Annotated in this window: 21 protein-coding genes and 1 pseudogene; 7 read left to right on the top strand and 15 right to left on the bottom strand. The window is 48.9% G+C overall.

Features of this window, described 5'->3' with window-relative positions; all coding sequences use genetic code 11:
* Positions 1-14: 14 nt before the first annotated feature.
* Together K4H28_RS10400 and K4H28_RS10395 are read left to right on the top strand one after the other, a co-directional pair.
* Positions 15-1,256: a flagella assembly protein FlgT middle domain-containing protein gene (locus K4H28_RS10400; protein ID WP_221005138.1), complete on the top strand. Its 1,242-nt coding sequence runs from the start codon at positions 15-17 to the stop codon at positions 1,254-1,256.
* 1 nt (position 1,257) lies between these two features.
* Positions 1,258-1,980, top strand: a complete 723-nt coding sequence (locus K4H28_RS10395; RefSeq protein ID WP_221005137.1) for a hypothetical protein — start codon at positions 1,258-1,260, stop codon at positions 1,978-1,980.
* A gap of 91 nt (positions 1,981-2,071) precedes the next feature.
* On the opposite strand, the pseudogene K4H28_RS10390 reads toward K4H28_RS10395, so the two are convergent.
* The 6 genes and pseudogenes from K4H28_RS10390 to K4H28_RS10365 all read right to left on the bottom strand — a co-directional run.
* A pseudogene (locus tag K4H28_RS10390) lies at positions 2,072-2,584 on the bottom strand (FxDxF family PEP-CTERM protein); the annotation flags it as partial.
* Positions 2,585-3,098: 514 nt separating this feature from the next.
* Positions 3,099-3,836 (bottom strand): SPOR domain-containing protein, encoded by a 738-nt coding sequence (locus K4H28_RS10385; RefSeq protein WP_221005135.1) that lies wholly within the window; start codon positions 3,834-3,836, stop codon positions 3,099-3,101.
* The gene (locus tag K4H28_RS10380) at positions 3,836-4,570 is read right to left on the bottom strand and encodes a type III pantothenate kinase (protein ID WP_221005134.1); all 735 of its coding nucleotides are present in this window, start codon (positions 4,568-4,570) and stop codon (positions 3,836-3,838) included. Before K4H28_RS10380 ends, K4H28_RS10385 begins: the two co-directional genes overlap by 1 nt.
* On the bottom strand, positions 4,567-5,538 hold the full coding sequence (locus K4H28_RS10375) for a biotin--[acetyl-CoA-carboxylase] ligase (protein WP_221005133.1): 972 nt from the start codon (positions 5,536-5,538) through the stop codon (positions 4,567-4,569). The genes K4H28_RS10380 and K4H28_RS10375 overlap by 4 nt, the downstream gene beginning before the upstream one ends.
* A gap of 165 nt (positions 5,539-5,703) precedes the next feature.
* A complete protein-coding gene (gene hslV, locus K4H28_RS10370; protein ID WP_221005132.1) occupies positions 5,704-6,249 on the bottom strand; it encodes an ATP-dependent protease subunit HslV in 546 nt (181 codons plus the stop codon).
* Positions 6,250-6,317: 68 nt separating this feature from the next.
* Positions 6,318-7,553: an STAS domain-containing protein gene (locus tag K4H28_RS10365; protein WP_221005131.1), complete on the bottom strand. Its 1,236-nt coding sequence runs from the start codon at positions 7,551-7,553 to the stop codon at positions 6,318-6,320.
* A gap of 169 nt (positions 7,554-7,722) precedes the next feature.
* On the opposite strand from K4H28_RS10365, the gene K4H28_RS10360 reads away from it, so the two are divergent.
* From K4H28_RS10360 to K4H28_RS10350, 3 genes are all read left to right on the top strand, one after another.
* A complete protein-coding gene (locus K4H28_RS10360) occupies positions 7,723-11,325 on the top strand; it encodes a DUF748 domain-containing protein (protein ID WP_444542506.1) in 3,603 nt (1,200 codons plus the stop codon).
* A 203-nt stretch (positions 11,326-11,528) separates the two neighbouring features.
* The gene (locus tag K4H28_RS10355) at positions 11,529-12,203 is read left to right on the top strand and encodes a 4'-phosphopantetheinyl transferase family protein (RefSeq protein ID WP_221005129.1); all 675 of its coding nucleotides are present in this window, start codon (positions 11,529-11,531) and stop codon (positions 12,201-12,203) included.
* A gap of 207 nt (positions 12,204-12,410) precedes the next feature.
* Positions 12,411-13,157, top strand: coding sequence for a substrate-binding periplasmic protein (locus tag K4H28_RS10350; protein ID WP_221005128.1), 747 nt, complete (start codon positions 12,411-12,413; stop codon positions 13,155-13,157).
* Here the strand turns inward: K4H28_RS10350 and K4H28_RS10345 are convergent.
* A complete protein-coding gene (locus K4H28_RS10345; RefSeq protein ID WP_221005127.1) occupies positions 13,154-14,074 on the bottom strand; it encodes a LysR family transcriptional regulator in 921 nt (306 codons plus the stop codon). The genes K4H28_RS10350 and K4H28_RS10345 overlap by 4 nt on opposite strands.
* A gap of 96 nt (positions 14,075-14,170) precedes the next feature.
* On the opposite strand from K4H28_RS10345, the gene metE reads away from it, so the two are divergent.
* Positions 14,171-16,522: a 5-methyltetrahydropteroyltriglutamate--homocysteine S-methyltransferase gene (gene metE, locus K4H28_RS10340; protein WP_221005126.1), complete on the top strand. Its 2,352-nt coding sequence runs from the start codon at positions 14,171-14,173 to the stop codon at positions 16,520-16,522.
* Positions 16,523-16,587: 65 nt separating this feature from the next.
* Positions 16,588-17,088, top strand: coding sequence for a GAF domain-containing protein (locus tag K4H28_RS10335; RefSeq protein WP_221005125.1), 501 nt, complete (start codon positions 16,588-16,590; stop codon positions 17,086-17,088).
* 6 nt (positions 17,089-17,094) lie between these two features.
* Here K4H28_RS10335 and K4H28_RS10330 read toward each other — a convergent pair whose 3' ends face one another.
* The 8 genes from K4H28_RS10330 to K4H28_RS10295 all read right to left on the bottom strand — a co-directional run bounded on the left by K4H28_RS10330 (position 17,095) and on the right by K4H28_RS10295 (position 25,928).
* On the bottom strand, positions 17,095-18,264 hold the full coding sequence (locus tag K4H28_RS10330; RefSeq protein ID WP_221005124.1) for an FAD-dependent monooxygenase: 1,170 nt from the start codon (positions 18,262-18,264) through the stop codon (positions 17,095-17,097).
* A 170-nt stretch (positions 18,265-18,434) separates the two neighbouring features.
* Positions 18,435-19,742, bottom strand: a complete 1,308-nt coding sequence (gene pepP / locus K4H28_RS10325) for a Xaa-Pro aminopeptidase (RefSeq protein ID WP_221005123.1) — start codon at positions 19,740-19,742, stop codon at positions 18,435-18,437.
* A 156-nt stretch (positions 19,743-19,898) separates the two neighbouring features.
* Complete coding sequence (locus K4H28_RS10320) at positions 19,899-20,762, bottom strand: M48 family metalloprotease (protein WP_221005122.1); 864 nt, start codon at positions 20,760-20,762, stop codon at positions 19,899-19,901.
* Positions 20,759-21,283: an SH3 domain-containing protein gene (locus K4H28_RS10315; RefSeq protein ID WP_221005121.1), complete on the bottom strand. Its 525-nt coding sequence runs from the start codon at positions 21,281-21,283 to the stop codon at positions 20,759-20,761. The genes K4H28_RS10320 and K4H28_RS10315 overlap by 4 nt, the downstream gene beginning before the upstream one ends.
* Positions 21,280-23,100: a CHASE2 domain-containing protein gene (locus tag K4H28_RS10310; protein WP_221005120.1), complete on the bottom strand. Its 1,821-nt coding sequence runs from the start codon at positions 23,098-23,100 to the stop codon at positions 21,280-21,282. Before K4H28_RS10310 ends, K4H28_RS10315 begins: the two co-directional genes overlap by 4 nt.
* 108 nt (positions 23,101-23,208) lie before the next feature.
* Positions 23,209-23,988 carry a MetQ/NlpA family ABC transporter substrate-binding protein gene (locus K4H28_RS10305; RefSeq protein WP_255573499.1) on the bottom strand — a complete coding sequence of 260 codons (780 nt, stop codon included), beginning with the start codon at positions 23,986-23,988 and terminating at the stop codon, positions 23,209-23,211.
* Between the two features lie 258 nt (positions 23,989-24,246).
* Positions 24,247-24,915 carry a methionine ABC transporter permease gene (locus K4H28_RS10300; protein WP_221005119.1) on the bottom strand — a complete coding sequence of 223 codons (669 nt, stop codon included), beginning with the start codon at positions 24,913-24,915 and terminating at the stop codon, positions 24,247-24,249.
* Positions 24,909-25,928 carry a methionine ABC transporter ATP-binding protein gene (locus K4H28_RS10295; RefSeq protein ID WP_221005118.1) on the bottom strand — a complete coding sequence of 340 codons (1,020 nt, stop codon included), beginning with the start codon at positions 25,926-25,928 and terminating at the stop codon, positions 24,909-24,911. Before K4H28_RS10295 ends, K4H28_RS10300 begins: the two co-directional genes overlap by 7 nt.
* Positions 25,929-26,196 lie beyond the last annotated feature (268 nt).

Here is a 26,196-nt window from a genome sequence, read left to right as displayed (position 1 = left end):
TAATTGTTTTGTGCATGTTGTGGCAAACGGTGTTTGCCGCCGAGTTTGAAGGAGTTGCACCAGTCGGATTAGATGGACTCGCTGTTGCACGCCCGCTGGCAATTCAAGATGCTTTAGAAAATGCCGCGCTATTTAATGGCGCAAAAGTGCAATCCCTAGCGGCTAAAAAAGGCACGCAATGGGGAGAAACCACACAAATCACAGGTACACCGCAGGGCGACTATAAATTATTACGCGAATGGCAAAGTAATGGGTTTTTGCATGTGGTGCTTGATGTTGCACCCCCCGCTGCTCAGGTCAAGGCCGTTCCAATCGACAAGTCAGCCACCCGTAATTCTGCTATTACGTGCGACTATGGCGGTTATCGGCGCAAAGTTTTAATTTCTCACTTTTGGATAGAGCATCCGGCGCAAACTCAGGATTTGGTTCGCTTTCCGGAAGGGATTCAAATTGAATTGGTACGACGTTTAGATGAAAGCGATCAGTTTGTACCGCAACGAGCACCAGGCGTAGCTGTTTTTGATTTGCAACCGCAGGTATTTGACCCACTGATGCAGCCAGAGCGGGTGCGTGAAATGGCGCGATTGTATTCAACTCAGTTTATTGTGGCGGGGATTGTGCGCGATACTTCCGTGAGCGGTGAGCGTTTAACTATTGCTAGAGGTAAAGAAATACGCAACGGTGAGCGAAAAGCGGTTGCAGATTTACCCATTTTGAATTTCATGCAAGTCGGTGTAAAGGTGGTGCCTACGGCACGTCGTTTTGATATGGACTTATTTGTGTTTGATGGGGTATCAGGTGCATTGGTGAATCGACATCGTCTCGCAGGGAAGGCAGAGGGGGATGTGCTGCAATCATTAAGCTCGGGTTTGGGGACGATGGGATTTGCCGAAACTGATTATGGACGTTTGGTGAATGACAAGTTGCAAGAAGCAACGGTGTTGCTAGGTAAAGATCTGAACTGTATTCCATTTTCAGCCAGAATCACGCGAGTGGAAAAAAATACCGTGTATATCGATGCAGGCTACACATCTAATGTTCGACCGGGCGATACGTTTGAAGTATTTCGAATTTCATCATCAGCCATGCCAATCGACTCTGCCAGTTTTTTTCCAAGCAAACGCTTAGGAATGCCAGAAATTAAGGCTGGCGTATTAAGAGTGAATCAAGTGCAACCCTTGTTTTCCCACGGTACTGTTTCGGGGGCGAGTGTCGAGCCCGGTGACTATGTGCGTTATGTTGGGCAGGAGCGATAAAATGAATCAGCATGCTGCGTGGTTTATATTGTTACCAATGATGGCGTTAGCCAATGAATTGCCGCCGCCAAAAGCGCCACCAATGAAGGCTGCGGCATCGGCTGCTGCGCCTACGGTTAAGCCGATTAAACCTGCAGTAGCTAGCGTCGCTTCTGATGCAAGTGCCAAGCCAGTCTCAAAGCATGCAGCTCCTCAGCAAATGGCTGAGCCGATTAAATTAGTCAAACCCTCCACAGCGCGCTCACCTGTTCCCGCTTTGACGGTTGAACCATCCATAGCGTCCGAGGTACTAAAACCAACAGGCGATGCTGTAAGTCGCTATGTATCGCCACAATTTTCAACGGCCAAGGCCGAAGCGCATCGCCCTGTGGTTCGCTCAAAAGCACCTACAGCGAGTAAGCGATCATCAAGCACCAAGACTTCCTACGCGATTAAACCAGGGTTAGTTCGTGTTTTGCCTGCATCGCAAATACCAAGTAATGCGATTGTGCCGCCATCCAAACAAATTCAATGGAGTGCACCAAGCAATAATGCGATGCCTAATACAAAAGCGAATATTGCTTGGGGTGAAATTAAGTCTGAGGGGCAGAAGACCGCACCAGAAGTGACTAAGTCAATCGCCGATGTAGTTGCCGTGCCAGTTGTTGGACGTAAAATCGCATCTCCTAAATATTATTCAGAGACCAATCCCGAGCTACGCTGGCAGCATTACAGTTATCCTTAAATGCTGTACGTTTTGTGCTGATTGGATTTTAGGTTTTTGGCAAAAAAACCCACTGCAAGCAGTGGGTTTTTTGTGGCTAGCGAAACAGCGATTAAGCTTGTTTAGCTTTGCGACGACGTGCAGCCAACAAACCAACCAAGCCCATGCCCATCAAAGCATATGTTTCTGGTTCTGGAACTGGTGCTACAGTTGTTGAGTAATTGAATCCGCCTTTGTCGTTTTTGTTTAAGTTTGCGGTAAAGTTAAATGTATAGTCACCAGCAGCAAAGTTGTAGTTTTGACCTAAAAGACCAGTGAAACTCCAAGCTTTCCCAAACGGTTTCTCGTCACCAATTGTGTAGCTAAATTTTTGCTTTGTAGCTTTGTTTTCTAACCAAGCTTCTAAAACGGAAATCGTACCTTGTTGCAGTGTACCGATCACCATTGTTGACATGCTGTCGAATTGGGCTTGATCCGAAAATGTTGTAGCTTTAGAGCTAAATTGAATCGTGTCACCCAATTTACTTGCAAACGTACCTTTACCAGCAAGAGCGTCATTAGCGTAGTTTTTATCTAGGTTGATTTTAACAACTGCAGCTTGTGAAAATGTAGCCGCAGCAAATAATGCAGTAGCAACGAGTGTTTTAGCAAATTTCATTTGGGTATCTCTCTGAGTAATAATTAAAAAAGTTCAATTTAGATTTTTACCCGAGTGCTCCCTTACTTATGCATTGAGCATTCGGTTTACAGAGCGCATTCTAAAGAGAAGTGGTTTTAATCACAAACAGGGTTTTCTGATATGCACTACCGTTTGTCGGCAAATGTTGAACTTTTTTCTTACAATGTTTCTGTTTTGTTAATTTGTAAAATAGTGTTACAAATTAGTAGGTTATGATATTCGAATGTCTTTGGTTGAAATTGTTTGGAAAGTATTTTTGGTTTATAACAGGAAGGAAATTACGATCTTCACAGATTAGTGCTTAGAAATTGGTATTGAAGTAGATTGAATAGTGGTGTTTATGAAGGCTGAATATAGTGTTAAATGCGTCACAGCAAGGGGCTTGATCTTGCTTTGCTGATGACATCATCAGCAGCAGCAGCGTTCGTGAAGTGCAATATGCGCTAGGGCCGACGGTGGTTCATTTACATTTCAGTTCACGCACGACCGAGCCAGTAAACAAAGTGGCTAGTTTAGTGATTTTATCGGCTTGTGCATCACTGATATTTTTAAAGTTAAAACTCGCTTGTTTGAGCGTGTCATCACGATCTCGCACGACGGCCGATTTGACGCCAAGAGCTTTAAGTTCGGCCAAATGACGCTCACCCGCTTCACGCGTGCTAAAGATACCGAGTGAAATCGCGTTTTGCCAGCGGCCACCATTGTTAACGACAAAATAATCCGTAACTCCCATTTCGGCGAGTTGTGCGGCTTTTTGCTTGGCAATATCTAGGCTGTCTAGCGGCGGCATATACACCCAAACTTTGGTCGACTCTCCGCTCGAGGTTTCGCTGGCACTTAAACCTAGGCTTTTAATTTTGCTGCGAGCATTTTCAATTTGCTCGCCCGTCACGCCAGCCCAGCGCCAGCAGCGTCCTACATTGACTTGCGGGGTCGGCTGCACTGCTGCAAGTGCTGTCGTTGTTGGCTTTGGTGTTGCAGTTGGGCTAGGTACTTCAGTTGTCGTTGCGCTGGCGATGCTTTTCGCGTCGCTTTCTGTCGGCTCGGGCGTCTTGCCGAGTTGACCGGTTACAACGCGTACTTGACTGGCGTTGACTTCGCGTTGCGTGATATTGATATTGACGGGCGGCGCGTCTAGTTTGGAAAATCCATACAAGCCGAGGTTGACTAAGACGAGTAATACAAACAACCATTTCATCAGCAAAATTCTCCATCGCCCGCGGCCAGCAATGCCGCTAGACCATCTAAGACTAGATTATCCACTGCAATGGCCTTGCCGTTAAGCAATGCTTGTAAAGTTGCAGCATCGCCACCAAACAACACGATTTTAACTTCAGCTTGGTTTTGTTTGGCCAATTCGATTTTTGCGATGTTTATCGCGCCGAGAATAGCTCTTAGGCAACCGGTTTCAATGGCATCAATCGTTGATTGCGGGAAATCTTTGTTTTGCCCTTGTGCCAAAGGTAGGCGCGCCGTAGCTTGGTGCAGCGTGGCTTTCATTAAGCCAAGGCCAGGGGCAATGGTGCCGCCTAAAAAATCACCCTCAGCGCTGAGGCTATCGATCACTAGTGCCGTACCCGCTGAAATGATCAGTATGTTTTGCTTGGCAAAGCGTTGGCTCGCGCCTAAAACTGCAGCCCAACGATCTGGGCCTTGCTCATTTAAATTATGGTAATGATTTTGGATGCCCAATGCACTGCGGCTCACTTTGAGCCACTGCGTACTGGCTTGCCAGTGATGAGCAAATAATTGGTCTATTTGCGCTTGCAAATCTACACTCGCCACGGCGCAGCCGATGATGCGTTGAGTTTTTGGTAAATGGGCGCATTGTTGCCAGAGTTCGCTGATCGTTAGGGCCATACCATCTTGCTCGGCGTACCGCCATTTGATTCGGCTATTGCCAATATCAATGAGTAGGGGCGCTGCGTTCATGGTGCTCGCCTCAGGCTCACGTCGCCAGAATGCACTAAGATTTCACCTTGGGGTGATGTGAGTTTTAATGAGCCATCCGCAGCTAATCCTGCAAACTGGCCGGCTTGTATATTGCCATTGGCGGCAATGACATTGAGTGTGGCATTTGACCAAGCATGCAGTGCTTCCCATTGTGGCCGCAGCGGGGAAAATCCAGTTTCTGCAAATTGAGTCAGCGTCATTTCGAGTTGCGCAATCATTCGGGCTAATAATTCATTGCGCCCACAGGCGAGGCCGCCGTGGTTGAGGCAGGCTACCGCTTGATCAAGTTGCCCTTGCCACGCTGCTGGGAGGTCAATATTTAAGCCGATGCCAATGACCACATGCGATGGTCCCAAGGCATCGCCTTGCATTTCAATCAAAATACCACCGACTTTGGCCCATTCGCCGTTGGCATCTTGCAGTAATAAATCGTTGGGCCACTTCAGCCCAATCTTTGCAACACCTGCTGCTTGCAGGGCGGTCGCTATGGCGACGCCGACTGCTAAGGGTAGTCCAGCCAGTTGAGCGGAGCCGCGATCAAAGCGCCACGCGTAGGAAAATAGCAGGCTGCCACCTAAGGCGCCAAACCAAGTTCTCCCTAATCGGCCTCGGCCACATTCTTGCCATTCCGCGGCCAAGAGCTGACCGTGCAAAGGGTTAAGTAAGAGTTGCCGATTGGTTGAGGCGAGGGTATTGCTCACTGTGATTTTGCTAATGCTTTCTACAGGTAAATACCCTTGGATCAACGCCGGGGATAGCCATTCAATTGGGCTGCTGAGGCGATAGCCAACGCCGTGCCGACGTTCTAAATGAATACCATAGTCTTCTGCCTTGGCCAGCCCCAATGAAACGCTGGCGCGGGAGATTCCAAGGTTGTGCGCAATTTGCGCACCAGAGGTGTATTCGTGCGCATTGAGTTCGCGCAACAGGCTGAGGGTATCGTGCATGGCGGTATTTTACTGTAGGAAGGCGATGTGTGTGTCTGAATCTAAATGCGAGCGTATTACTGAGAACAAAATCTATTTTGACGTTCAGGTATTGGATTGTAGCAATTTCAAACCAAGGGCCGCAGAGCAGTACCGCGGGTATTGCTCTGCGGCATATGCACACAATTAGTTTTCAGCGCCCATGCTTTCAATCGTATGATTCTGATTGGTGTAGATACAAATGCTGCCTGCGATCTCTAGTGCTTTTTTGACGACGACTTCGGGTGGCAAATCGGTGTTTTGGAGCAAAGCCGTAGCAGCGGCTTGTGCGAATGCTCCGCCCGATCCAATCGCTGCGATGCCTTCTTCTGGCTCTAATACGTCGCCATTACCGGTAATCACTAAGGTTGCGGTCGGATCTGCGACAATCAGCATCGCTTCAAGCCGGCGCAACATGCGATCGGTGCGCCAGTCTTTAGCAAGCTCAACTGCTGCGCGGGTGAGATGCCCTTGGTGTTTTTCGAGCTTGGCTTCAAAGCGCTCGAACAATGTAAACGCATCGGCGGTACCGCCAGCAAAACCAACAATCACTTTATCGTTGTAGAGCTTGCGTACTTTGCGGGCTGTGCCCTTGATAACGACATTACCTAAAGTGACTTGGCCATCTCCACCGACTGCGACATGATTGCCGCGACGAACGGAGACTATCGTGGTTCCGTCAAATTGCTCCATGCTGAACTCCTCAATTGAATGTGCAGTTTAGATGAAGCCAAATGGCCGAAAAGCAAGTTATGGTGGGATTATTTGCGTCGTTCGACTTGGAGCATTTCGGTGATGCCCATCACGCGCAGTAGGCCCAGCACCAATTCATTGACATTCACAATTTGAATTTGTTTACCCTGCTGCAGCCACCCCATCGCCCGATTAAGAAGTTGCCCAGCCGATTCAAAATCAATTCGGTCAACACGTGCAAAATCGAGTGTGACATTGGTGTTGTTGCTGATAAGATCGTTGATTTTCTCGAGTAGCTGAGGCTGGTCGGCGGTAATGATGCCAATGAGTTGGTTTTGCTGATCAGCGGCTTGTTCGACTTCCGCTCTTGCACTCGCTTCGTCTTTGGCAATTTGCGCGCCTGTTTTTGGTGCTTGCAGTGGGTCCCAAGAGGGGGGCGAGACTTCAAAAGTAATCGCGTAGTCGACTGCCAAATTTTCAAATTCTTCTTGCAGACCCAATATCTGATGTATCTCAATCAACAGTAGCCAGAATGGCGCCTCTGCGGGAATACGTCTACCCACCTCAATTTTGGGTTTGATTACGTCAATCAGCGATTGAGAGCCCAGTATTTGCAATTGACCTTGTTGCTTATGGCGACGCGGTAATACGGCGACCAATTCGGCAGCGCCCATCGCGTCGATTTTTTTTAACTTACTAAAGTCAACGCGGATATCTGGCGTTTTTTGTCGAATCGCTAAAAATTTTTGCGCTTCTTTTTCGATATTGCCAATGGTTAACTCAGCTGGAAAGGCATGATAGGCGCTGGCACTCGTTGCCACTTGCGGCTTATTGGTTTGTTGTCGCCAGACTGGCGGTGTTTTTTCAAAAGCAACGACAAAATCGAGCCCGAGTGCGTCGTAGGCTTGGCGATTTTGTTGCTGTTGATACAGCTCAAACAGCATCAACCAGGGTTCAAGTTTGCGTTTGCCGATAAATTCAGGCTTTTCCGCTTCCAAAATACCAATGGCAGCGAGAAGTTGATTATTCGCATGCAGCATCGCCGCTTGCTCTTCAGCCGGAGACAGCACATCGCTGCTCGATTCCACTTCTATGGTGAGTGTTGATAAATCATACTGCTGCGTATCGTTGTGGCTTTCGATCGCGCTGCTCGCTGCGTCATTCGCCAGCGGCATAACGGTCTCGGGGCCAAAAGGCTTTGACTGTGTTGCTACGCCCTGATCGCGCGCAGCGACCGTGGCCGGCCCACTTTGCGTTTGAGGGTCGTTGCCATCGGGGTCTTTTTTGCGAAAAAACGAAAACACTGCTTATGTCCTAGGTTTGGGGGAAATTCACCCGAATTGTTAGGATTTTACTGCTAATATGCCGCAGAGACGATAGTCTTTTTAGTCAGTATAGGTTTAGCTTGATCATATCACCTAAGCCTAGTGTATTACGCCATCCAATATCTTTACTTATTTAACCTGTGTGCTCATGACAATACTCAAAAGATTCTTCCAGTACCCTCGCTGGTCGCGTTTTATGGTTTATTTTATTGCCCTTGTGGCACTGTTTGGCGCATTGGGGGCTTGGGCTGTGCCGGCGATTTTGCGGCCATTGTTGGCGGAAAAAGCCAGTGTTGCTCTGAATCGCTCGGTTCAGATTGGGGCGATTGATATCAATCCATACTTGCTGCAAGTGACACTGCGTGATGTTGCGGTAAAAGATCAGTACGGAGAGTTTGTCAGTTTCAAGTCCTTATTGCTTGATGCTGAGTTGTCATCGATTTTTCGCTTAGCGCCAGTACTGCGCGCTATTACTTTAGAGCAGGCCAAAGTCAATGTGATTCGACTGACTGCTAATCAATATAATTTTTCTGATTTGCTTGTTTCAAAAGAACCATCTGAGTCGAAAGCCTTGCCGCGTTTTTCACTCAATAATATTCAACTGATTAACTCAAGCGTTCAGCTTGATGACCGCTTTATCGGGCAAAAGCAACAACTCGATCAACTCAACTTTGGTTTACCTTTTTTATCCACTTTACCCAATCGCATCGACGAGTACATCCAACCGCATTTTTCTGGCCGTTTTAATGGCAGACCGTTTGCTTTGCAAGGCGAAAGTAAACCTTTTAAAGATAGTCTGGATACGACCTTAAAGTTGAAAATTGACCAGCAGGATGTAATGCCTTTGCTGGCCTATGCACCTTTGCCACCAAATTTGCAGCTGACCAGTGCAAAGCTCAGCAGTCAATTAGATTTAACATTCCGCCAACAAAAAAATCGCGCTGAGTTGGTATTGAATGGGCATGTGATTTTGGATGATGTGCTTGCAACGCAGCAATCAAAACCACTGTTGGCTTTTAAGCAATTAGATATTGAACTCAAAAACATGCAGCCTTTGATGCAGCAGTTTCGCTTTGGCAAAATTGCGCTCAATGGTTTAGATGTCACCGTTGCGCGGGATGCCGCGCAGCAATTGAATTGGCAAAAACTATTGAATCACGCGGAAGGCAAACCCGTAGCGACCGCATCGGCGGTGAAGGCGTCTGCTGTGCTTAACGCTGAGGTGGCCACATCGACTGCTGATCAATTGCTGGTGGAGGTAGCCGAAATCAATGTGCAAAATAGTCAGGTTCGCTGGTTAGATGAGGCGGTGAGGCCAGCACATTCGACGGCGATACAGTCAATTGCACTGAATGTGAAGCAACTATCCAATCACACCAAAACCCCGTTCACGCTGCAACTCACTGCAAGTACCGATAAGGCAGCCAGTCTAGCTGCAGAACTCAATATCTTGCCGCAGCCACTGGCCGTATCAGGCAAGTTAAGCGCTTCTGCTATTCAAGTCGCCGATTTTTCCGCGTATACGCAGGCGTTTCTGGCTGGGCAACTCAATGCAAAAATCAGTGCTAGCACTGACGTTGATTTTGCTCTGGATAATTTGCGCTACGCGCTCAAAAACGCTCAGCTACAAATTGCCGATTTGAGCCTGCGCTTACCGAAAGACAAGAAACCCGCCTTAACGATGGCTCAGTTTTCCTTGGCTGATGTTGCGCTCGACTCGACCTCGCAACACGTACAAATTGCGAAATTGAATGCAGATAAAGGCGCTGTGGACTTACTGCGACTGAACGACGGCAGCATCAATTTATTACATGCATTTCCTGGTGTTCTAGCAAAAGAAGTGAGTAAACCTGCAGCAGATAAACCATGGTCGGTGCAGTTGCTAGAAGGGGCGCTGCAGGATTGGCGCGTGGATATTCAAGATCAGCATGTGGAAAACGCAAAACCATTACAGTGGAAGAATGTTGCATTGTTGGTCAAAAACGTAGATTCACGTCCTAAGGCCAAGGCCGAACTCAAATTTCAAGCAACCGGTGGCCGTGGTGCAAAAATTAGCGTGGCTGGGTCATGGGTGCCGCAACCGTTTTCAGGCGTATTTAATGTCGACATCAGCAATGTCGATGCTGCATTTGGGCAGCCGTATTTTAGTCGTTTTGTGAATATCACTTTGGCCAGTGGCTTTGTCCATGCGAAAGGCCAACTCAGCGTTGCAACTCAGCCGAGTTTCTCTGGCTCCTATAAAGGTAATCTGCGTTCGACCAACTTATATGCCCTTGATAAAGCCACCGGCAGTGACTTTTTGAAATGGAAGAGCCTCTATGTGGGTGGCATCAGCGCCCAATTTGTGCCTTTGAGTATTGATATCGGTGAAGTAGCGCTCAGCGATTTTTATTCGCGTTTGATTTTGTCGGCAGATGGTCGGCTTAATTTGCAAGATGTGATGGTCACAGATGGTGAGCAAGTTTCCGTGACAACTGAGCGTGCCGCTAAAGATATCGCGAGCGCACCGGCCGCTACGCCCCCGACTTTGGCTGATAGCGGCGGAGTGAGTGTGCCGATCAAAGTCGATAAAATCACTTTAAGCAACGGCCAAATTCAATACAGTGACTTATTCATTAAACCGAATTTCTCTGCCAATCTGACCGAGATGGGCGGTGTGATTGCTGGTGTTTCGAGCCAAAATGACAGTCGTGCGACCTTAGATTTGCGTGGCAGCGTTGATAAAATCGCCCCTGTTCAAATCAAAGGTAGTCTTAATCCACTGGCCAAAGATTTCTTTATTGATATCCAAGGTGGCGTAAAGGGCTATGAGTTGACTAATGCGTCAGCCTACGCGATTAAATATGCGGGCTATGGCATCGAAAAAGGCAAAATGTCGATGGATGTAGCGTATTTAATTGAGAATAAAAAGCTCAAGGCCAGCAATAAATTATTCCTCGACCAACTCACTTTGGGCGATGCAGTTGAAAGCCCAACGGCGACCAAATTGCCGGTCAAATTTGGCTTGTCTTTGCTCACTGATCGTAAGGGGCAAATCAAGCTTAATTTCCCGATTGAAGGCTCGCTCGATGATCCAGAATTTAGCTTGGGCGGCATTATTTGGCAGGTGATTGGCAATGTATTGGAAAAAATCGTCACATCACCGTTTGATGCTTTGGGGAGTGTGTTTGGCGATGGCCCGAGTTTATCGTATGTGCAATTTGCCTCTGGGCAAGCACGTTTGGATGATGAGGCCAAAGTGGCGATTAGCAATTTAAGCCAAGCCTTAAATGATAGGCCAGAGTTGCAACTTGAGATTACCGGTTGGGCCGGGCTAGAAGCAGATACAGAAGGCCTACGCGTACAGTTGCTGCAAAATAAAATGCAACAATTGAAAGCGGCTGAGTTGGGTGAAAAAGCAGAATCGGTCAATTCCGAGTCTGAGGTGCAAATTAGTGCAGTGGAAAAGCCTGATTTATTGACGCAAGTGTATAAGAAAGAAAAATTCCCTAAGCCTAAAAATGCACTGGGTTTGAATAAATCACTGCCTGTTGAAGAGATGGAAAAGCTGTTATTGGCCAACACAGTGATTGGTGAAGAGCAATTACAAGCCTTGGCAATGACACGAGCGCAGCGCGTGAAGAATGCGCTCAAAGACGCAGGCGTGGATGATGCACGCATGTTTATGACTAAAGCCAAAACAGGTGCGGTTGCCGCTGATTCAAAAGATGATAAAGGCAGCGTTTCTCGGGTTAACTTTAAATTAAAATAGTGGGTATTTGCTTGTAGTTATTAATTAATAATGGCTATGAAGAAATACTCTTTATTTATTGGAGGTGTTCAGATTTTGTATTGATGGTTTTTTGAGTTGTAGAATCGCTTTTGTTCCCTCTCCCTTGACGGGAGAGGGGCGAATTCAGCTTATCTTCAAACATATCAACACCAAGTCTGAACATCGCCTCTAATGAGGGCGGTATGCTAGCTTCGTACTTTGGGCTTGCTCAGATTTCTCCATCTGCAGACTTCTCGGCAACCTTAGCTTGTTTGGATCCCTTCCAGCAGCAACGTCTTGACGCGATTCAAAATCCACAGCGCCGTGCCCAGTTTTTATCGGCGCGCCAGCTCGCTCAGCAACTATTACAAACGAGTCAGACGGAATCCACGCTGTCGCAGCACGAGAATGGTCGGCCATGGGCGCCAGCTTGGTCGCATCCGGCTGGCTTGTCCTGGAGCCATGGTGCGCAGTTCTGTGCCGCGGCATTAGGACAGGGGCGGGTGGGTATCGACATCGAAACGATTCGGCCACGCAAGCAACTGATGGCCATTGCGGAAAGTTATTTTGACCCGCGTGAATCGGCATGGCTCGCGAGTTTGGCGGGGGAGGCGCAACTTCGCGCATTTTTTATGCTCTGGGTTGCGAAAGAAGCATTACTAAAAGCCTTCGGTACCGGACTGGTTGGCGGCTTACAGCGCTTTGTAGTACGTCAAACTGCAGTAGGCTGGTGCTGTGATAGCCCTGAAGACTTTGATTGGTCGTTAAGTATTTGGGAAGTTAGTCCCAATGTGTTGCTAGCGCTCGCTAGTGATGTCAAACAAGAGTGGATTTGCCATGGTGAGCAGCAGCCATGGCAGCTCATTTTAAAGGTTTAATTCACCGATATAGTCTCTGCTGGCGCTGAGATTGGCTTACCTGCTACACATGAGCTTACAAAAATGCATCATGCTATTTGAGTTTTCGATGAAAACCCTTGCTTTTTCCTTCTTTCCTTACATACTAGAGCTCTTGTCGATGGTTTTGGCTTGTTTTTAGCCGATTCCTCGGTTTTTTGTAAGATTGGAGCGGTGTGGAGTGGGCTTGTGAATCGTTTTTGTCTTTGTTTTATGTCGATTCTCTGTGCTGCTTATTGGCAAGGGACAGCACAAGCTGCAGATTTGACACTCTATTTAGGCGACAATCCACCCTTTAATTCGTTTGTCGCCAATCGACCAGAAGGTATGGCGGTTGATGTGATGAGCGAAATGCTGAAACGCAGTCAACTCAGCGCCGAGCATAAAGATTTTCCTTGGGCTCGCGCCCTCGGAACTGTTCAAATCAGCTCGAATCATTGCGCGTACACGGTGGGGCGCATTCCAGAGCGTGAAGCCAAGTTTCAATGGCTTGGTCCGATTGCCACGGTCAAAGGGACTTTGTTTGGTTTGCGAGAGCGTAATATGCAAATCAAAAGTTTAGAAGACGCGAAAAAATACCGTATCGGCGATTTACGCCAAGGTGCTAATGCGATCTTTTTAGAGAGCAAAGGCTTTACCTTGGATTACGCCAATACTGAAGATCAAAACCTGCGCAAATTACTGGCTGGCCACATCGATCTTTATCCCGGCTCTTCATTCAGCGCCCGTGAAATTGTGCGACGTTTGAATCTGGATCCGAACAAAATTCAAGCCCTGTACGTATTCAATCAAGTGGACTTGTATTTGGCCTGTAATTTACAAACCCCTGCAGCCACGATGGCTAAACTCAATAGCGCATTAGGCAGTATGCGGGCAGATAAAACGCTGCAAAAAATCAGCGCTCAATACGAAGCCCGCTTTGCTGCACTTGATTAAAGCAGCACAACGCCGGGTAAGGTTTGCACACTCACATTGCGCATAATCTCTACAAAGTCAGCCATATACGCGGTGTTTTGCCGTTCAGTGGGCAGCGCGGCATGCAACTCAGAGGTTAATCCTTCTGCGGTGATCGGTTTGGCCACGACGTAACCGCGTTCCAGATAATGCTGCACACTCCAGCGCGGTAGCGCGGCAATGCCACGGCGGCTGGCTACCAATTGCAGCATCGCGACCGTCAGTTCCGTTGGCCGACGTTTTGGGTTTACGCCAGCAGGTTTAAGCACCTTGCGCAGCAGATCGAGCATTTCATCGGGTACAGGGTAGGTAATCAGCGTTTCCTCGGCAAAATCAGCGGCCTCTAAATACGGCTTATTAGCGAGTGCATGATCTGCAGCCAGCAGTGCGACCATATCGTAGCTAAACAGCGGTTTATGGCTCAGGCCCACCAAGGTTTCTACTTCAGACACAATCGCCAAATCAGCACGATCTTCAAACAGCAATTGCACGGGGTCGGCATGAAAGCCCGACACAATATCCAGCTCGACTTCTGGCCAATGACTACGAAATTGATCCATCGCCGGCATAAGCCAATCAAAACACGTATGGCATTCAACGGCGATGCGCAATTGCCCCGCTTGGCCTTCTCTGAGCCGCGCAATATCGCGCTCGGTACTGGCAATCGCAGGTAATACGTCTTGCGCCAGTAGCGCGAGTTTCTCACCGGCGGCGGTGAGTTTGAGTGGTGTGGATTTACGCGCAAACAGCGGCAAGCCGTAATGATCTTCTAACAGCCTGATTTGATGCGATAAGGCCGATTGCGTTAAATGCAAACGCTCTGCCGCGCGAGTCAAGCTACCGCTGTCTTGAATCGCGAGGATGGTTTTGAGGTGGCGCAGCTCTAAAAGCGATTGCATTAGTATTTCTCATCTTCTTTGTGAAAATAATGAACTGTAATCATATCGTTGTGCGCCGTATGATGCAAACATAATTCATAGACAAGGATGTTTAAGATGACTGCTACTCATGATGTAAAAGCGCATATTCTAGGTTTTCCCCGTATTGGTGCGCAGCGCGAATTAAAATTTGCGACGGAAAAATTTTGGCGAGGTGAAGTAACAGAAGCGGAGCTGGTGAATGTTGGCCAGACTTTGCGTCGTCGTCATTGGGCCTGGCAAGCTGAGGCTGGTCTGGATTTTGTCGCCGTCGGCGATTTTGCTTGGTACGACCAGATTTTGAGTGCAACCGCCTTATTGGGCTGCTTGCCAGCGCGTTTTGGTTTTGACGCTAAACGCCTCACCTTGGCGCAATATTTTGAGTTGGGTCGCGGCAACACCGCGCAGCCAGCCCAAGAAATGACCAAGTATTTTGATACCAATTATCACTACATGGTGCCTGAATTGTCGTCAGAGACCACTTTTGATGGTGGCGTAGAATGGTTTTTCCATGAGATTGAAGACGCACAAACCCAAGGTCACTCTGTTAAAGCGGTGCTGCCTGGCCCTTTGACTTTCTTGTGGCTGGCAAAATCCAAACAGCATGGGTATAACAAGCTAGATCTTTTACCGAAATTGCTAGCGCGCTATACCCGCATATTAGAAAAACTTGCAGCCAAAGGTGTAAGCCATATTCAATTGGATGAGCCGATTCTAGGCTTGGAATTACCGAGCGAGTGGATTGCGGCCTTCGCACCGACTTATCAAGTTCTTGCGGGCAAAGGGCCAAAAGTACTGCTGGCAAGCTACTTTGACTCTGTTGAGACACATGCGCAATTGCTCGCAGATTTGCCTGTCGCAGGTGTGCATTTAGATTTGATTCGCGCGCTTGAACAGTTGCCAGCCTTTATCGCGATTTGGCCAAAAAATAAAGTGTTATCGCTCGGTGTGGTCGACGGTCGGAATATTTGGGCTGCAGATTTAAACAAGGTATTGGCGTCTCTCCAAAAAGCACACTCATCGCTAGGGCAATACCTATGGATTGCACCTTCGTGCTCATTGCTGCACACGCCTGTCGATTTAGCCCAAGAAGTGCTACTTGATGCGGAGCTGAAATCGTGGCTGGCTTTTGCGAAGCAAAAATTAGCTGAAATCAGTGTGTTAAAACGCGCTTTGAATGGGGTCAACGTTGCCGAAGAACTGGCGCTGAACGCAGCAGTACAAGCCAATCGTCGCACCTCAACGCGCATTCACAATCCGGCCGTTGCCGCGCGTTTGGCTCAATTACCGAGCAATGCCGATCAACGCGTTTCGCCATTTACAGTGCGGCAAGCTGCGCAGCGTGCACGTTTCAATTTACCACTGTTGCCGACAACGACGATAGGCTCGTTTCCACAAACCAGCGAAATTCGCGCTGCACGCGCGGCGTTTAAACAAGGTAAATTGAGCACGGTCGATTACGATGCGGCGATGAAGGCTGAAATAGCGTTGGTGGTAAATAAACAAGTTGAATTGGGGATTGATGTACCGGTGCATGGCGAAGCCGAGCGCAATGATATGGTCGAGTATTTTGGCGAGCAATTGGCGGGCTTTGCGTTCACGCAATTGGGTTGGGTGCAAAGCTATGGCAGCCGCTGCGTGAAACCGCCAGTTTTGTTTGGCGACGTGAGCCGCCCAGCGCCGATGACAGTGGCGTGGAGCAGCTACGCGCAAAGCTTAACGACCAAACCGATGAAAGGCATGTTGACCGGCCCAGTGACGATTTTGCAATGGTCTTTCGTGCGCGACGACCAAGCGCGTTCGCTCACTTGCCAACAAATCGCCTTGGCGATTCGCGATGAAGTGGTGGATTTGGAAAACGCCGGCATCGGCATCATTCAAATCGATGAGCCAGCTTTCCGTGAAGGCTTGCCATTGAAGCAATCGCAATGGGCTGCTTATTTGGCTTGGGCAGGTGAGTCATTCCGGATTTCTGCGTCGGGCGTGGCCAACGACACGCAAATCCACACGCATATGTGCTATTCAGAGTTCAACGACATTTTGCCGGAAATCGCGGCGATGGATGCCGATGTGATCACGATTGAAACTAGTCGTTCGGATATGGAATTGCTAGAAGCGTTCGGCGAATTTAAATATCCGAATGAGATCGGCCCAGGTGTTTACGATATTCACAGCCCACGCGTACCGAAAATAGAAGAAATGCTGCGTTTAATCGCCAAAGCATTGGATGTGGTGCCAGCGGATCGCTTATGGATCAATCCTGATTGCGGCTTAAAAACCCGCGCGTGGCCAGAAACTGAGGCCGCTTTAGTTAACATGTTGGCCGCTACGCAAACGGCACGCACCGCTTTGCAAGAAGGAAAGACGCTGGTGGTTGCCGCGAAACAGGCCACGGCACCCGCACATACTACTGGATGTGCTTGCCATTAACTTGTGATTTGCTGAATCGGTGCTTGCGGCTATAATTGATTTGCTACTTACCCATTGGATTAAAGATGCAAGCACCTGCGCAGCCCGATAACGAAGCTCTTCGCATTGAGACGTTGCGGCAATTTTTAATTTTGGATACGCCCCCTGAGACGCGTTTCGATAATCTAACCAAAGCTGCCGCAAGTTTCTTCCGTGTGCAAATCGCGGTGGTGAGCTTGGTGGATGTTAATCGCCAATGGTTCAAATCGATTTGTGGGCTGGATGCGACTGAAACGCCGCGCGATATTTCATTTTGCGGCCATGCCATTTTGCATAATGAAGTGATGGTGATTCCGGATGCCCTGAAAGATGAGCGTTTTGCGGATAATCCTTTAGTCACAGGTGAGCCAAAAATTCGTTTCTACGCAGGCGCGCCACTCACGGTGAATAATGGCGTGAATATAGGCACATTGTGTTTAATCGACCGAAATCCACGTCAAATGTCGGCGGAGGAAATCGAGATGTTGGCGGATATGGCCAAGGTCGTGGTTGGTGAAATCGAGAAAATGCCCGAGATTTTAAATTGACGCTAATTATCTTGCGCCATAGACCATGCGTTCGGCAAAACCACGCCGTAGCCAGCCGCACTGATCCATCGCCAATAGCCCTAAGCTACGCGCGTGCTTGAGTGGTAGCGATGGCGAATCAAAGAGTGAAATGAGGCTGTCGGTGACGGCGGTAACCAGTCCCGCATCTCGCGCCCGCAATTTTGCGTAGCGGGCCAAGCTCGACGCTTCGCCCAATTCACGTGCTGGCGTTGCGGCTAAGACATCGGCCAGTGTTGCCGCATCGCGTAAACCCAAATTCAAACCTTGCCCTGCGACGGGGTGTAAAGTTTGCGCAGCATTGCCAATTAACACCACGCGTTGCCCGACAATGGAGTTGACGGTTTTTAAGGCCAGCGGCCAACTTGCACGACCCGACACGGCGGTAAACCCGCTCACGCGGTCTGAAAAGCGCTGCTCAACTTCTGCAATAAAATCAGCATCGGGCAGCGTTAAGCGCGCTGCAGCCTGCTCTGGCGTTTGAGTCCAGACCAAAGTGTAATCCGTACCCGTAGGGAGTAATGCCAGCGGGCCATCATCAGCAAAGCGCTCAAAGGCAATACCCTGATGTGGGTGTTTGGGTGTCAGCGTCGCTAACACCGCGTGCTGCTCGTAGGACTTCACGGTTTGCTGGATGTCCTTGAACTGAGCCAGCAAATGCCCACCATCAGCCAGAATCACCAAGCGACAGGAAATTTTTTGCTCACCTAAATCGGTTTCTAACGTCAGTTGAGCAAAGCGCGCTAAACGCTGAATTTGCGTCACTTTCGCGCCCAGCGCCAAACGCGCTGCGCTGTTGCTGAGTTGATCAAAGGCGTATTGCGCTAATTTTTCGTACTTCACTACCGAGCCGAGCATGGGTAAATCGAGTTCGGCTGCATTGAGTTCGGTGCGACCCAAGGTGCCCGCTTGCGAGACATGCACTTGCGTAATCGGCGTTGCCCCTAGGGACTCATCCCACAAATCATTGGCAGCCAAGGTTTGTGAACTGGCATAGGCAATCGCCAGCGCGCGCGGGTCTTTGCCCACGCTGTGTTTGGCTTCGACTAAGAGCGCATCATGGCCGCTACTGACCAAGCGCTGCGCCAACAGCGCCCCCACTGGGCCGCCACCGACGATCACAATATCAATGTGCTGCGGAAGTGTATTGATGAGCATGGGAATCCTAGATAGAAAGGTTCAGCCGAAGTAAAAATCTTTTACCACAGAGGCACGGAGACACAGAGGAAAGCAAGGGGAGCACTGATGTCGCCTATGTATGGGTGCGATATTTTACCGCTTTTCTCCGTGCCTCTGTGTCTCTGTGGTGAGGGTTTTGTTTTCTTCGCTTACTTCGCCATCAACGCTTCGATGTCTGCAACCGTTTTCGGGCAATCACGAGTCAGATTTTCATAGCCAGTTGCAGTCACCAGTACGTCGTCTTCGATGCGGATACCGATGTTTTCGAATTCTTTCGGTACATTGGCAGCGGGGCGGATGTAAAAACCGGGTTCAACCGTCATCACCATGCCGGTTTGCAGCTTGCGCCATTCGCCGTCGACTTTGTATGCGCCACAATCATGCACGTCCAAGCCCATCCAGTGGCCAGTGCGGTGCATATAGAACTGTTTGTAGGTTTCTTTTTCCAGCACTTCTTGCAGCGAGCCAGTCAGCAATTTTAAATCAATCATGCCTTGTGCGAGCACGCGAGTGGCGGCGTCGTGTGGCGCATTCCAAGTGCTGCCGGGGAAAATAGTTGCGAATGCAGCTTCTTGGGCGGCGAGGGTGATTTCGTACACCGCGCGTTGTGCTGGTGAAAATTTGCCATTCACGGGAAAGGTGCGCGTGATGTCGCTGGCGTAACCGGCGATTTCACAACCCGCGTCGATTAGCAATAAATCGCCGTCGTTCATGCGGGCATTGTTTTCGCCATAATGCAGCACACAGCTATTAGCGCCGCTGGCGACGATGCTGTTGTAGGCGGGGGAGCGGCTACCTTGGCGGTAATAGTCGTGCAGCATTTCTGCTTCAACTTGATATTCCATTTGTCCAGCTTGGGCAAATTGCATCGCACGTATATGCGCCTGTGCATTTATTTTTCCTGCTTGGCGCAAGATACCTATTTCGTATTCGTCTTTGAATAGGCGCATTTCATCCAGCGCGCTGCGTACGTCCAGCATCGCTGTTGGCGCAGCAACGCCAGTGCGGGCAAGGCCGCGTACATCACTGAGCCAGCGATTCACACGTCGATCCCAACGCATTTCTTTGGCGAGTGGATAATAGATGCGCGGTTGATTTTTCATCATTTCAACGATGCGCTTATCGAGCTCTTCAATTGGATACGCGGTATCAAAGCCAAATTGTTCAGCAGCGGCGGCAGGGCCAAAGCGGTAGCCATCCCAGATTTCGCGCTCGATGTCTTTGTCACGGCAGAACAGGATATTTTCTACTTTATCTTTGCCGATGACTTGGACAAAAACTGCATCGGGTTCGGTAAAGCCCGTTAAATAATAAAAGCCAGAATCAAAGCGGAATGGGTAAGTGCTGTCGGCATTGCGGATGATTTCTTGTGTGGTCGGCACGATGACAATGCCAGGCTCTAAACGGGCGGCGAGGGCGGCGCGGCGGGCGGTACAAGCGGCAATCAGTTCTGACATGGAAACTCCGAATCGTAAAAGGCGGGCGAAACACACCGCGAATGTGGCTAACTGTCTTTAATGGCTAAATTATACGGCCGCCCGATGCTGCGGCGGCCGTGATTTTTACCCTCGATTTCCCCTAGGCGTATTTTTCAATACGCTTTTGGTGGGGCTTTATTTTTTCAGCTTGTTAAAGCGGGCGGTGTTTTCTACCCCTTCGGCGTATTGCTCTAACTGATCGCCCACTTTGGCATCAATCTGGTCAAGCCGATCTTGTGGGCTGGGGTGCGTACTGAAAAACAATGCAACAGCGGTGTCGCTTGGGCTGACGTTACCCAGTGTTTGCAACACACTCACCATCGCGTATGGGTTGTAGCCAGCGCGCGCGGCGAGCACCATGCCGCCGATGTCGGCTTGGTATTCGGCGTCTTTCGAGAGTCCTTTGATGTAAAAGCCTTCGGTAGTGGCCTTGGCTGCTTTTCGACCTAAGTCTTTCCCGCCGCCTTTGACTTTGTTGTTGACGCCTAAAACAAGGAGTTCTTCGTAAATCGCGCCTTTATTGCTACTTTTCATCGCTTCGATTTGGTCTTTTTTCAGAACGTGCGTAATTTCATGCCCTAAAATTGCTGCGAGTTCGGCTTCGCTGCGGATGTGATCCCAAAGCCCGCGGGTAATCAAAATATAGCCACCGGGCGCGGCAAAAGCGTTGATATTTGGACTATCCATCACACCAAAGCGCCAGCCCAAATTAGGCTGCTCGGATTGGGCAGCAACCCACATACCAACTTGATTGACGTATTTTTGTAGCGCAGGGTCTTTGACCAGCGGTGCAGCGCCGAGCAAGGTCGCCATCACACTTTGCCCCATGACAAACTCTTGCTGTGGGGTGATGGTTTTATTGGCTTCAACAGTGTTGTTGAGGATTTTACCAACGGATTCGATATTTTCTGTGGTCAATAGTTTACCAAGGTCAAACGCATGTGCTGGCAAGGCCAATAGGCTGCTGGCCATCAAGAGGCTGAGTGAGTAGCGGATCATGGGCGTCTCCCGTTGCTTGGTGCGCTGGTGGTTGAGCTGGTGCTGCTCGTAGTGGTGAGCGCAGCGACATTCTGTGGCGTCAACTTAGCTTGCTGGGCAGCGCGCGTGGCTTCGCTTTGGGTGCTGGCGTAGCTATCCATTTTCTCCACTTCTGCGGGATTGGGCTCGGCTTGTTTGATTTGTTCGGCCGATAGTCCTTTCACCCCAGTGGTCACCGTTTGGCCAGATGAGCCGGTTTTGATGACATTGCCTAGTGCAAGACTGCTGCTATTGGTGCCACCGCCGCTGGTACGTACATTGAGTAGCTTAATCCAGCCCACTTGACCATTGGCGGCTTTGACTTGCATCCAAGCGCCTTTATTCGCTTGGATTTCAATTGGCGTATTGGCGGCTATTGGTGCAATGACAGCCGCATCGAGAAATGGTTTGTCGCGTAAATCAGTTTTGCGCACCACAGTGCCCGATTGGGCTAAAACACTGCCGCTGAATAAGATACAAACGAGGGGAATGAGATGCCTCATTGGGTTTTCTCCTGTGGTTCAAAAAGGTGTACTGCTTGTTCACGGCCTTTCACACTATGGCTGCCGTGCTCAATAAAGTTGAAATGTTCTGCGCAAGCGGCGCGAGTACTGTCAGACACTAAAATCCGCGCTTTGTCTTTGGTCAGGCCCTCAATGCGTGAGGATAAATTCACGGTATCGCCAATGACGGTGTAGTCGAGCCGCGACGCTGAACCGATAAAACCCACCACGGCCGAACCCGTGTGAATGCCAATCCCAACATCAAAATTAGCATTCAAATCTTTCAGCTCTAATTTGAATTTCTCTAACGCTTGTGACATTTCAAGTGCGGCTTCAATGGCATGCCGAGCATGTTCTGGGTCATTGGCTGGTGCACCCCAGAAGGCCATAATGGCATCACCAATGAATTTGTCCAAAGTGCCGCCGTGTTTAAAAATAATTTCCACCTGCAAGGTGAAATAGCGATTGAGTAGCTGGACAATATACGCAGCGTCGTGGCTTTCGGAAAGGGTAGTAAAACCACGAATGTCTGAGAATAGCACGGTGATTTCGCGCGCTTCGGCGGGTTTATTCAGATCAATTTCGCCACTCGCAATCAGCTCTCCGACGACGCGAGAATCCAAAAAGCGGGAAAACAGTGCAATCGCGTGCTCGCGGGTGGCTTTTTCAGCCAAATACGATACGAGCGCAGCCACCCAAAAATACGCCCATGCCCAAGCCATCGCCGAGGCCAGTGGCAAGAAATACGTTTGTTTCAGACCAAGCCACATGCTGAGTGCGGCGAGCAGCGTGATGCCGAGCATGCCGGCGGCCAGCGTCATGGTGTTGAGATTCACCGCAAAGCCCCACGCCAATAAGCCGCACAGCGTCAGCGCCAGCAGCATGAAATAAATGCGTTGTATTTCACGCAGCCAATCACCGTGTTTGCGGTTATCAATTGCGGTGGCAAGGATTTCGACGCCAGGATAAAGCTGGCCCATCGACGTTGGGCGTAGGTCTTGCAAACCAGGGGCAGCGGTACCAATCAGTACAATTTTGTTGGTAAATTCATTGCTGGGGCGGTTTGATTGTTCGCTATTGGCTGCGAGGTAAATATCGGAAAATGGAATATGCTGTCTGCCAGTTTGCCAGTTCAGGCGAGTTCGCTCAGCATCATGTACTGGCCAGTTAAAATCGCGGGCGAGTCTTTCTGGTAACGATGGAATGAGCCAACCATCGACATTCGCATTGGCCAGATAGTAGCGGCCGATACCATCGCTATCGGCATTAAAATTAATCAGCCCACCTTGCCATTTATCTTGTTGAATCACATTAGGGAGGAGGAGTGTTGCTCTAGCCTCTTTATTGGCTGATGCATTTGGCAATATACCTAGTGATTTAGGTAACTCGCCGAGTTTCTTGCCATCCCCATCGGGTAATTTTTGGTAGGGGAAATAGACATTTTTTAGGTCGGCAATTGATTCTTGTAGGATTTGATCGTGTTCAGGTCGAAAGGTATCGGGCTCATTAAATAAGATATCAAACACAATCGCTTGTGGATTTTGTGCGGCGATGTATTGCACCATCTCGCCGTGAATCGAGCGTGGCCAAGGCCAGCTGCCGCTCTCGGCTTTCTCGTTCATCTCTTCTAAGCTTTTTTGGTCAATATCAATGATGACGATGTCTTTGCTGGCCGGGCGAGATTGCGCGAGTTGGCGTTGCAAGACATCGCCAAAACGTTGATCGACAATGGCCCCATAGTGTAGCCAGCCAAAATCAAGCACGATCAAGGCCGCGATGACAAGGAATAAGGTGGAATACGATAATTTTCGAAGCATAAGCCGACCGCGCACAGTGAGGTTTCTTTATAGCGCGAAGATCCAAATGAAAAAAGAGGTAAAGCTTAGCTTTACCTCTTTTTTGTTGCAGTGAAGCAATTTCAAGGATTAAAAAGCAGGAACAACTGCACCTTTGTATTTTTCTAAGATGAATTTCTTAGTTTCTGGGCTTTGCAAAGCAGCACTCAGTTTTTTCATCGCAGCGCTGTCTTTGTTGTCAGGGCGCGCAACCAAGATGTTCACGTACGGTGAATCATTGCCTTCGATAATGAGTGCATCTTTAGTTGGGTTTAATTTGGCTTCAAGTGCGTAATTCGTGTTGATCAACGCAACATCAACTTGACCTAAGATACGTGGCAAAGTAGCCGCTTCGAGTTCGCGGATTTTGAGTTTTTTCGGGTTTTCTGCGATGTCTTTGCTGGTTGCTAAGATATTTTTGTTGTCTTTCAGTTTGACCACACCGGCTTTGTCGAGCAAGAGCAAGGCACGGCCGCCGTTCGTTGCATCATTTGGGATCGCAATCGTTGCGCCATCTTTTAGGTCAGCTAATTTTTTGACTTTGGTTGAGTACGCGCCAAAGGGCTCGATATGCACGCCAGCCACACTCACTAAATTCGTGCCTTTGCCTTTATTGAACTCACCAAGGTAAGGCTGGTGTTGGAAGAAATTACCGTCGAGTTTTTTCTCCGCGACTTGTACATTAGGTTGAACGTAATCAGTAAACACTTTGATCTGTAAATCCACGCCTTGTTTAGTCAGCGTCGGTTTCACAAACTCTAAAATCTCTGCGTGCGGTACAGCGGTAGCACCGATGGTCAGTTTTTCTGCAGCGTGGGCAGAGAAAGCCAATGCAGCGAGGGCGATAGCAGTGAGTGTTTTTTTCATCATGGCGTCCTTGTGGGATGAATTGAATAGTTCAGGTTGGATTGTCCTGATTTTTACAGCGCAGCGGGATCAGGGTTTTCCGCCGCTGCGCATCTGGGAATGTATATTACGGTTATTTAGCTGGTTTTTTATAGTCCAAATAGTGCTTAGTGGTGTGTGTAAAAGTTTTATGGCAAGGCGTCGAAGCCGTAGACAGTACATCGAGTACGACAAGGCGAGACAACGATGCTAGAAAACTTTTGCTTTTCTGTTTACTTGCGTTTATTTGCGGCTGAAATGAATGACTAAGCGATCACCGACCATTTGTAATGCCTGCACCAAAACTAACAATAACACCACGGTGACAATCATCACGTCAGTTTGAAAACGCTGATAACCAAAGCGAATCGCCAAATCGCCCAAGCCGCCGCCGCCAATGACGCCAGACATTGCAGCATACGAAACCAAGGTAATTGCGGTGACGGTAATCGCTGCCATCATTCCCGGCATTGCTTCAGGAAGCAGTGCTTTGAAAACGATTTGGCGAGTACTGGCGCCCATCGCTTGCGTGGCTTCAATAATGCCGCGATCGACTTCGCGTAAGGCGGTTTCAACCAAGCGAGCAAAAAATGGCGTTGCGCCAACGACTAGCGGTGGAATCGCTCCGGCTACGCCGAGTGATGTGCCAGTGAGCAAAACGGTGAATGGAATCATGATAATCAGCAAAATCACGAACGGCACCGAGCGCAGAATATTAACGATAAACGACAAAATACCGTAAACGTAGGGCTGTTCCAGCAATTGCCGTTTGCTGGTTAAAAACAGCAAAATGCCCAAAGGCAAACCGAGCAGTAGCGTAAAGAGCAGCGATCCACCGAGCATTGTCAGTGTATCCAGCGTAGCAAGGCCAATTTCGGCCCAATCAATATTGCTAAAAAGTTCGTTTAGCATGCGCGTAACTCCTCAAAATCAATCCCTTCCGCAGTAAATCGCGCTAAAGACGCGGCAATACTGGCGTCATCTCCGGTGAATGCCAAAGTAAGCTGGCCGCAGGCCGTGCCTTTGATCCGTTCAATTCGTCCTGCCAGAATCGAAAAATCAATACCAAAGTCGCGCGCCATATCGCCAAGCAGCGATTTGTAGGTCGATTCGCCAATGAAGGTGAGTCGGACGATTTTTCCCGGCACATGGGCAAAGTCTTCAAACTGGCGATTTTCATCGATGTGCTCGCTTTCAAATACAAAGCGCCTCGAAGTCGGATGTTTAGGATGCAAAAAGACTTGCGTTACCGCGCCCATCTCGACAATTTCTCCGCCATCAATAACGGCAACGCGGTCACAGACGGTGCGAATGACGTCCATTTCATGTGTAATTAGCACGATGGTGAGATTGAGTTTTTGATTGATTTCGAGCAGTAGTTGCAATACCGATTGTGTCGTTTGCGGGTCGAGCGCGCTGGTGGCTTCATCGCAGAGTAGTAATTTGGGATTATTTGCCAGCGCACGGGCAATGCCGACCCTTTGTTTTTGACCACCAGAGAGTTGCGCTGGATATTTATCGGCATGATCGGATAGGCCGACGAGTTCAAGTAGATCGGCCACGCGGTTTTTGATGGCGGCTTTATCGAGTACACCCGCGACTTGCAATGGAAAAGCGACATTGTTGGCTACGGTTTTGGCGGAAAGCAAATTAAAGTGCTGAAAAATCATGCCAATTTTTTGTCGTTCCAGGCGCAAATCACTGCTTGAAAGCGTGGTGATGTCGGTGCCATCAACGAAAACCGAGCCACCTGTTGGGCGTTCTAGTAAATTGATTAAGCGAATTAAGGTTGACTTGCCTGCGCCAGAATGGCCGATGACACCGAAGATTTCACCTGCATTGATGGTGAGGTCAATCCGCTTGAGTGCAGGGATTTCTCGGCCATCGACGCGATAAGATTTACTTAAATTTTTGAGTTGAATCATGTGCAGACCTAATGGCCGAATGAAGAGCGAATACCTACAGTATTCAATAGGCATATTCAATGCGGCAAGGTAAATATGTGGACTTGTGTAGGCGCGACAAACTACACATGATTGTGTAGTCTGACAAGTTGCTAGATTTGCTAACCCAATCAATGCGATGTATCAACCGTGCTTGCGTGGATTTTCTGATTTGATTGGGAGAATTACCGGCAAGTGTTTAATTTTGCTCGTGATGGTAGATGATTTTTGCGCCTTTATCCGCAGCAGG

This window comes from Deefgea tanakiae (genome assembly GCF_019665765.1).
In the GTDB taxonomy this organism is placed as follows: Bacteria; Pseudomonadota; Gammaproteobacteria; order Burkholderiales; family Chitinibacteraceae; genus Deefgea; species Deefgea tanakiae.
Note: the sequence above shows the minus strand (reverse complement) of the source record. Positions and strands in the feature narration are given on the sequence as shown.

Coding starts and splice junctions, on each gene's coding strand:
- K4H28_RS10335 (WP_221005125.1), top strand. CDS start 16,588: ATGCAAGCACCTGCGCAGCCCGATAACGAAGCTCTTCGCATTGAGACG.
- K4H28_RS10320 (WP_221005122.1), bottom strand. CDS start 20,762: ATGATCCGCTACTCACTCAGCCTCTTGATGGCCAGCAGCCTATTGGCC.
- K4H28_RS10300 (WP_221005119.1), bottom strand. CDS start 24,915: ATGCTAAACGAACTTTTTAGCAATATTGATTGGGCCGAAATTGGCCTT.
- K4H28_RS10400 (WP_221005138.1), top strand. CDS start 15: ATGTTGTGGCAAACGGTGTTTGCCGCCGAGTTTGAAGGAGTTGCACCA.
- K4H28_RS10355 (WP_221005129.1), top strand. CDS start 11,529: ATGCTAGCTTCGTACTTTGGGCTTGCTCAGATTTCTCCATCTGCAGAC.
- K4H28_RS10330 (WP_221005124.1), bottom strand. CDS start 18,264: ATGCTCATCAATACACTTCCGCAGCACATTGATATTGTGATCGTCGGT.
- K4H28_RS10345 (WP_221005127.1), bottom strand. CDS start 14,074: ATGCAATCGCTTTTAGAGCTGCGCCACCTCAAAACCATCCTCGCGATT.
- K4H28_RS10315 (WP_221005121.1), bottom strand. CDS start 21,283: ATGAGGCATCTCATTCCCCTCGTTTGTATCTTATTCAGCGGCAGTGTT.
- K4H28_RS10395 (WP_221005137.1), top strand. CDS start 1,258: ATGAATCAGCATGCTGCGTGGTTTATATTGTTACCAATGATGGCGTTA.
- K4H28_RS10295 (WP_221005118.1), bottom strand. CDS start 25,928: ATGATTCAACTCAAAAATTTAAGTAAATCTTATCGCGTCGATGGCCGA.
- metE (WP_221005126.1), top strand. CDS start 14,171: ATGACTGCTACTCATGATGTAAAAGCGCATATTCTAGGTTTTCCCCGT.
- K4H28_RS10380 (WP_221005134.1), bottom strand. CDS start 4,570: ATGAACGCAGCGCCCCTACTCATTGATATTGGCAATAGCCGAATCAAA.
- K4H28_RS10305 (WP_255573499.1), bottom strand. CDS start 23,988: ATGATGAAAAAAACACTCACTGCTATCGCCCTCGCTGCATTGGCTTTC.
- K4H28_RS10360 (WP_444542506.1), top strand. CDS start 7,723: ATGACAATACTCAAAAGATTCTTCCAGTACCCTCGCTGGTCGCGTTTT.
- hslV (WP_221005132.1), bottom strand. CDS start 6,249: ATGGAGCAATTTGACGGAACCACGATAGTCTCCGTTCGTCGCGGCAAT.
- K4H28_RS10375 (WP_221005133.1), bottom strand. CDS start 5,538: ATGCACGATACCCTCAGCCTGTTGCGCGAACTCAATGCGCACGAATAC.
- K4H28_RS10310 (WP_221005120.1), bottom strand. CDS start 23,100: ATGCTTCGAAAATTATCGTATTCCACCTTATTCCTTGTCATCGCGGCC.
- K4H28_RS10385 (WP_221005135.1), bottom strand. CDS start 3,836: ATGAAATGGTTGTTTGTATTACTCGTCTTAGTCAACCTCGGCTTGTAT.
- pepP (WP_221005123.1), bottom strand. CDS start 19,742: ATGTCAGAACTGATTGCCGCTTGTACCGCCCGCCGCGCCGCCCTCGCC.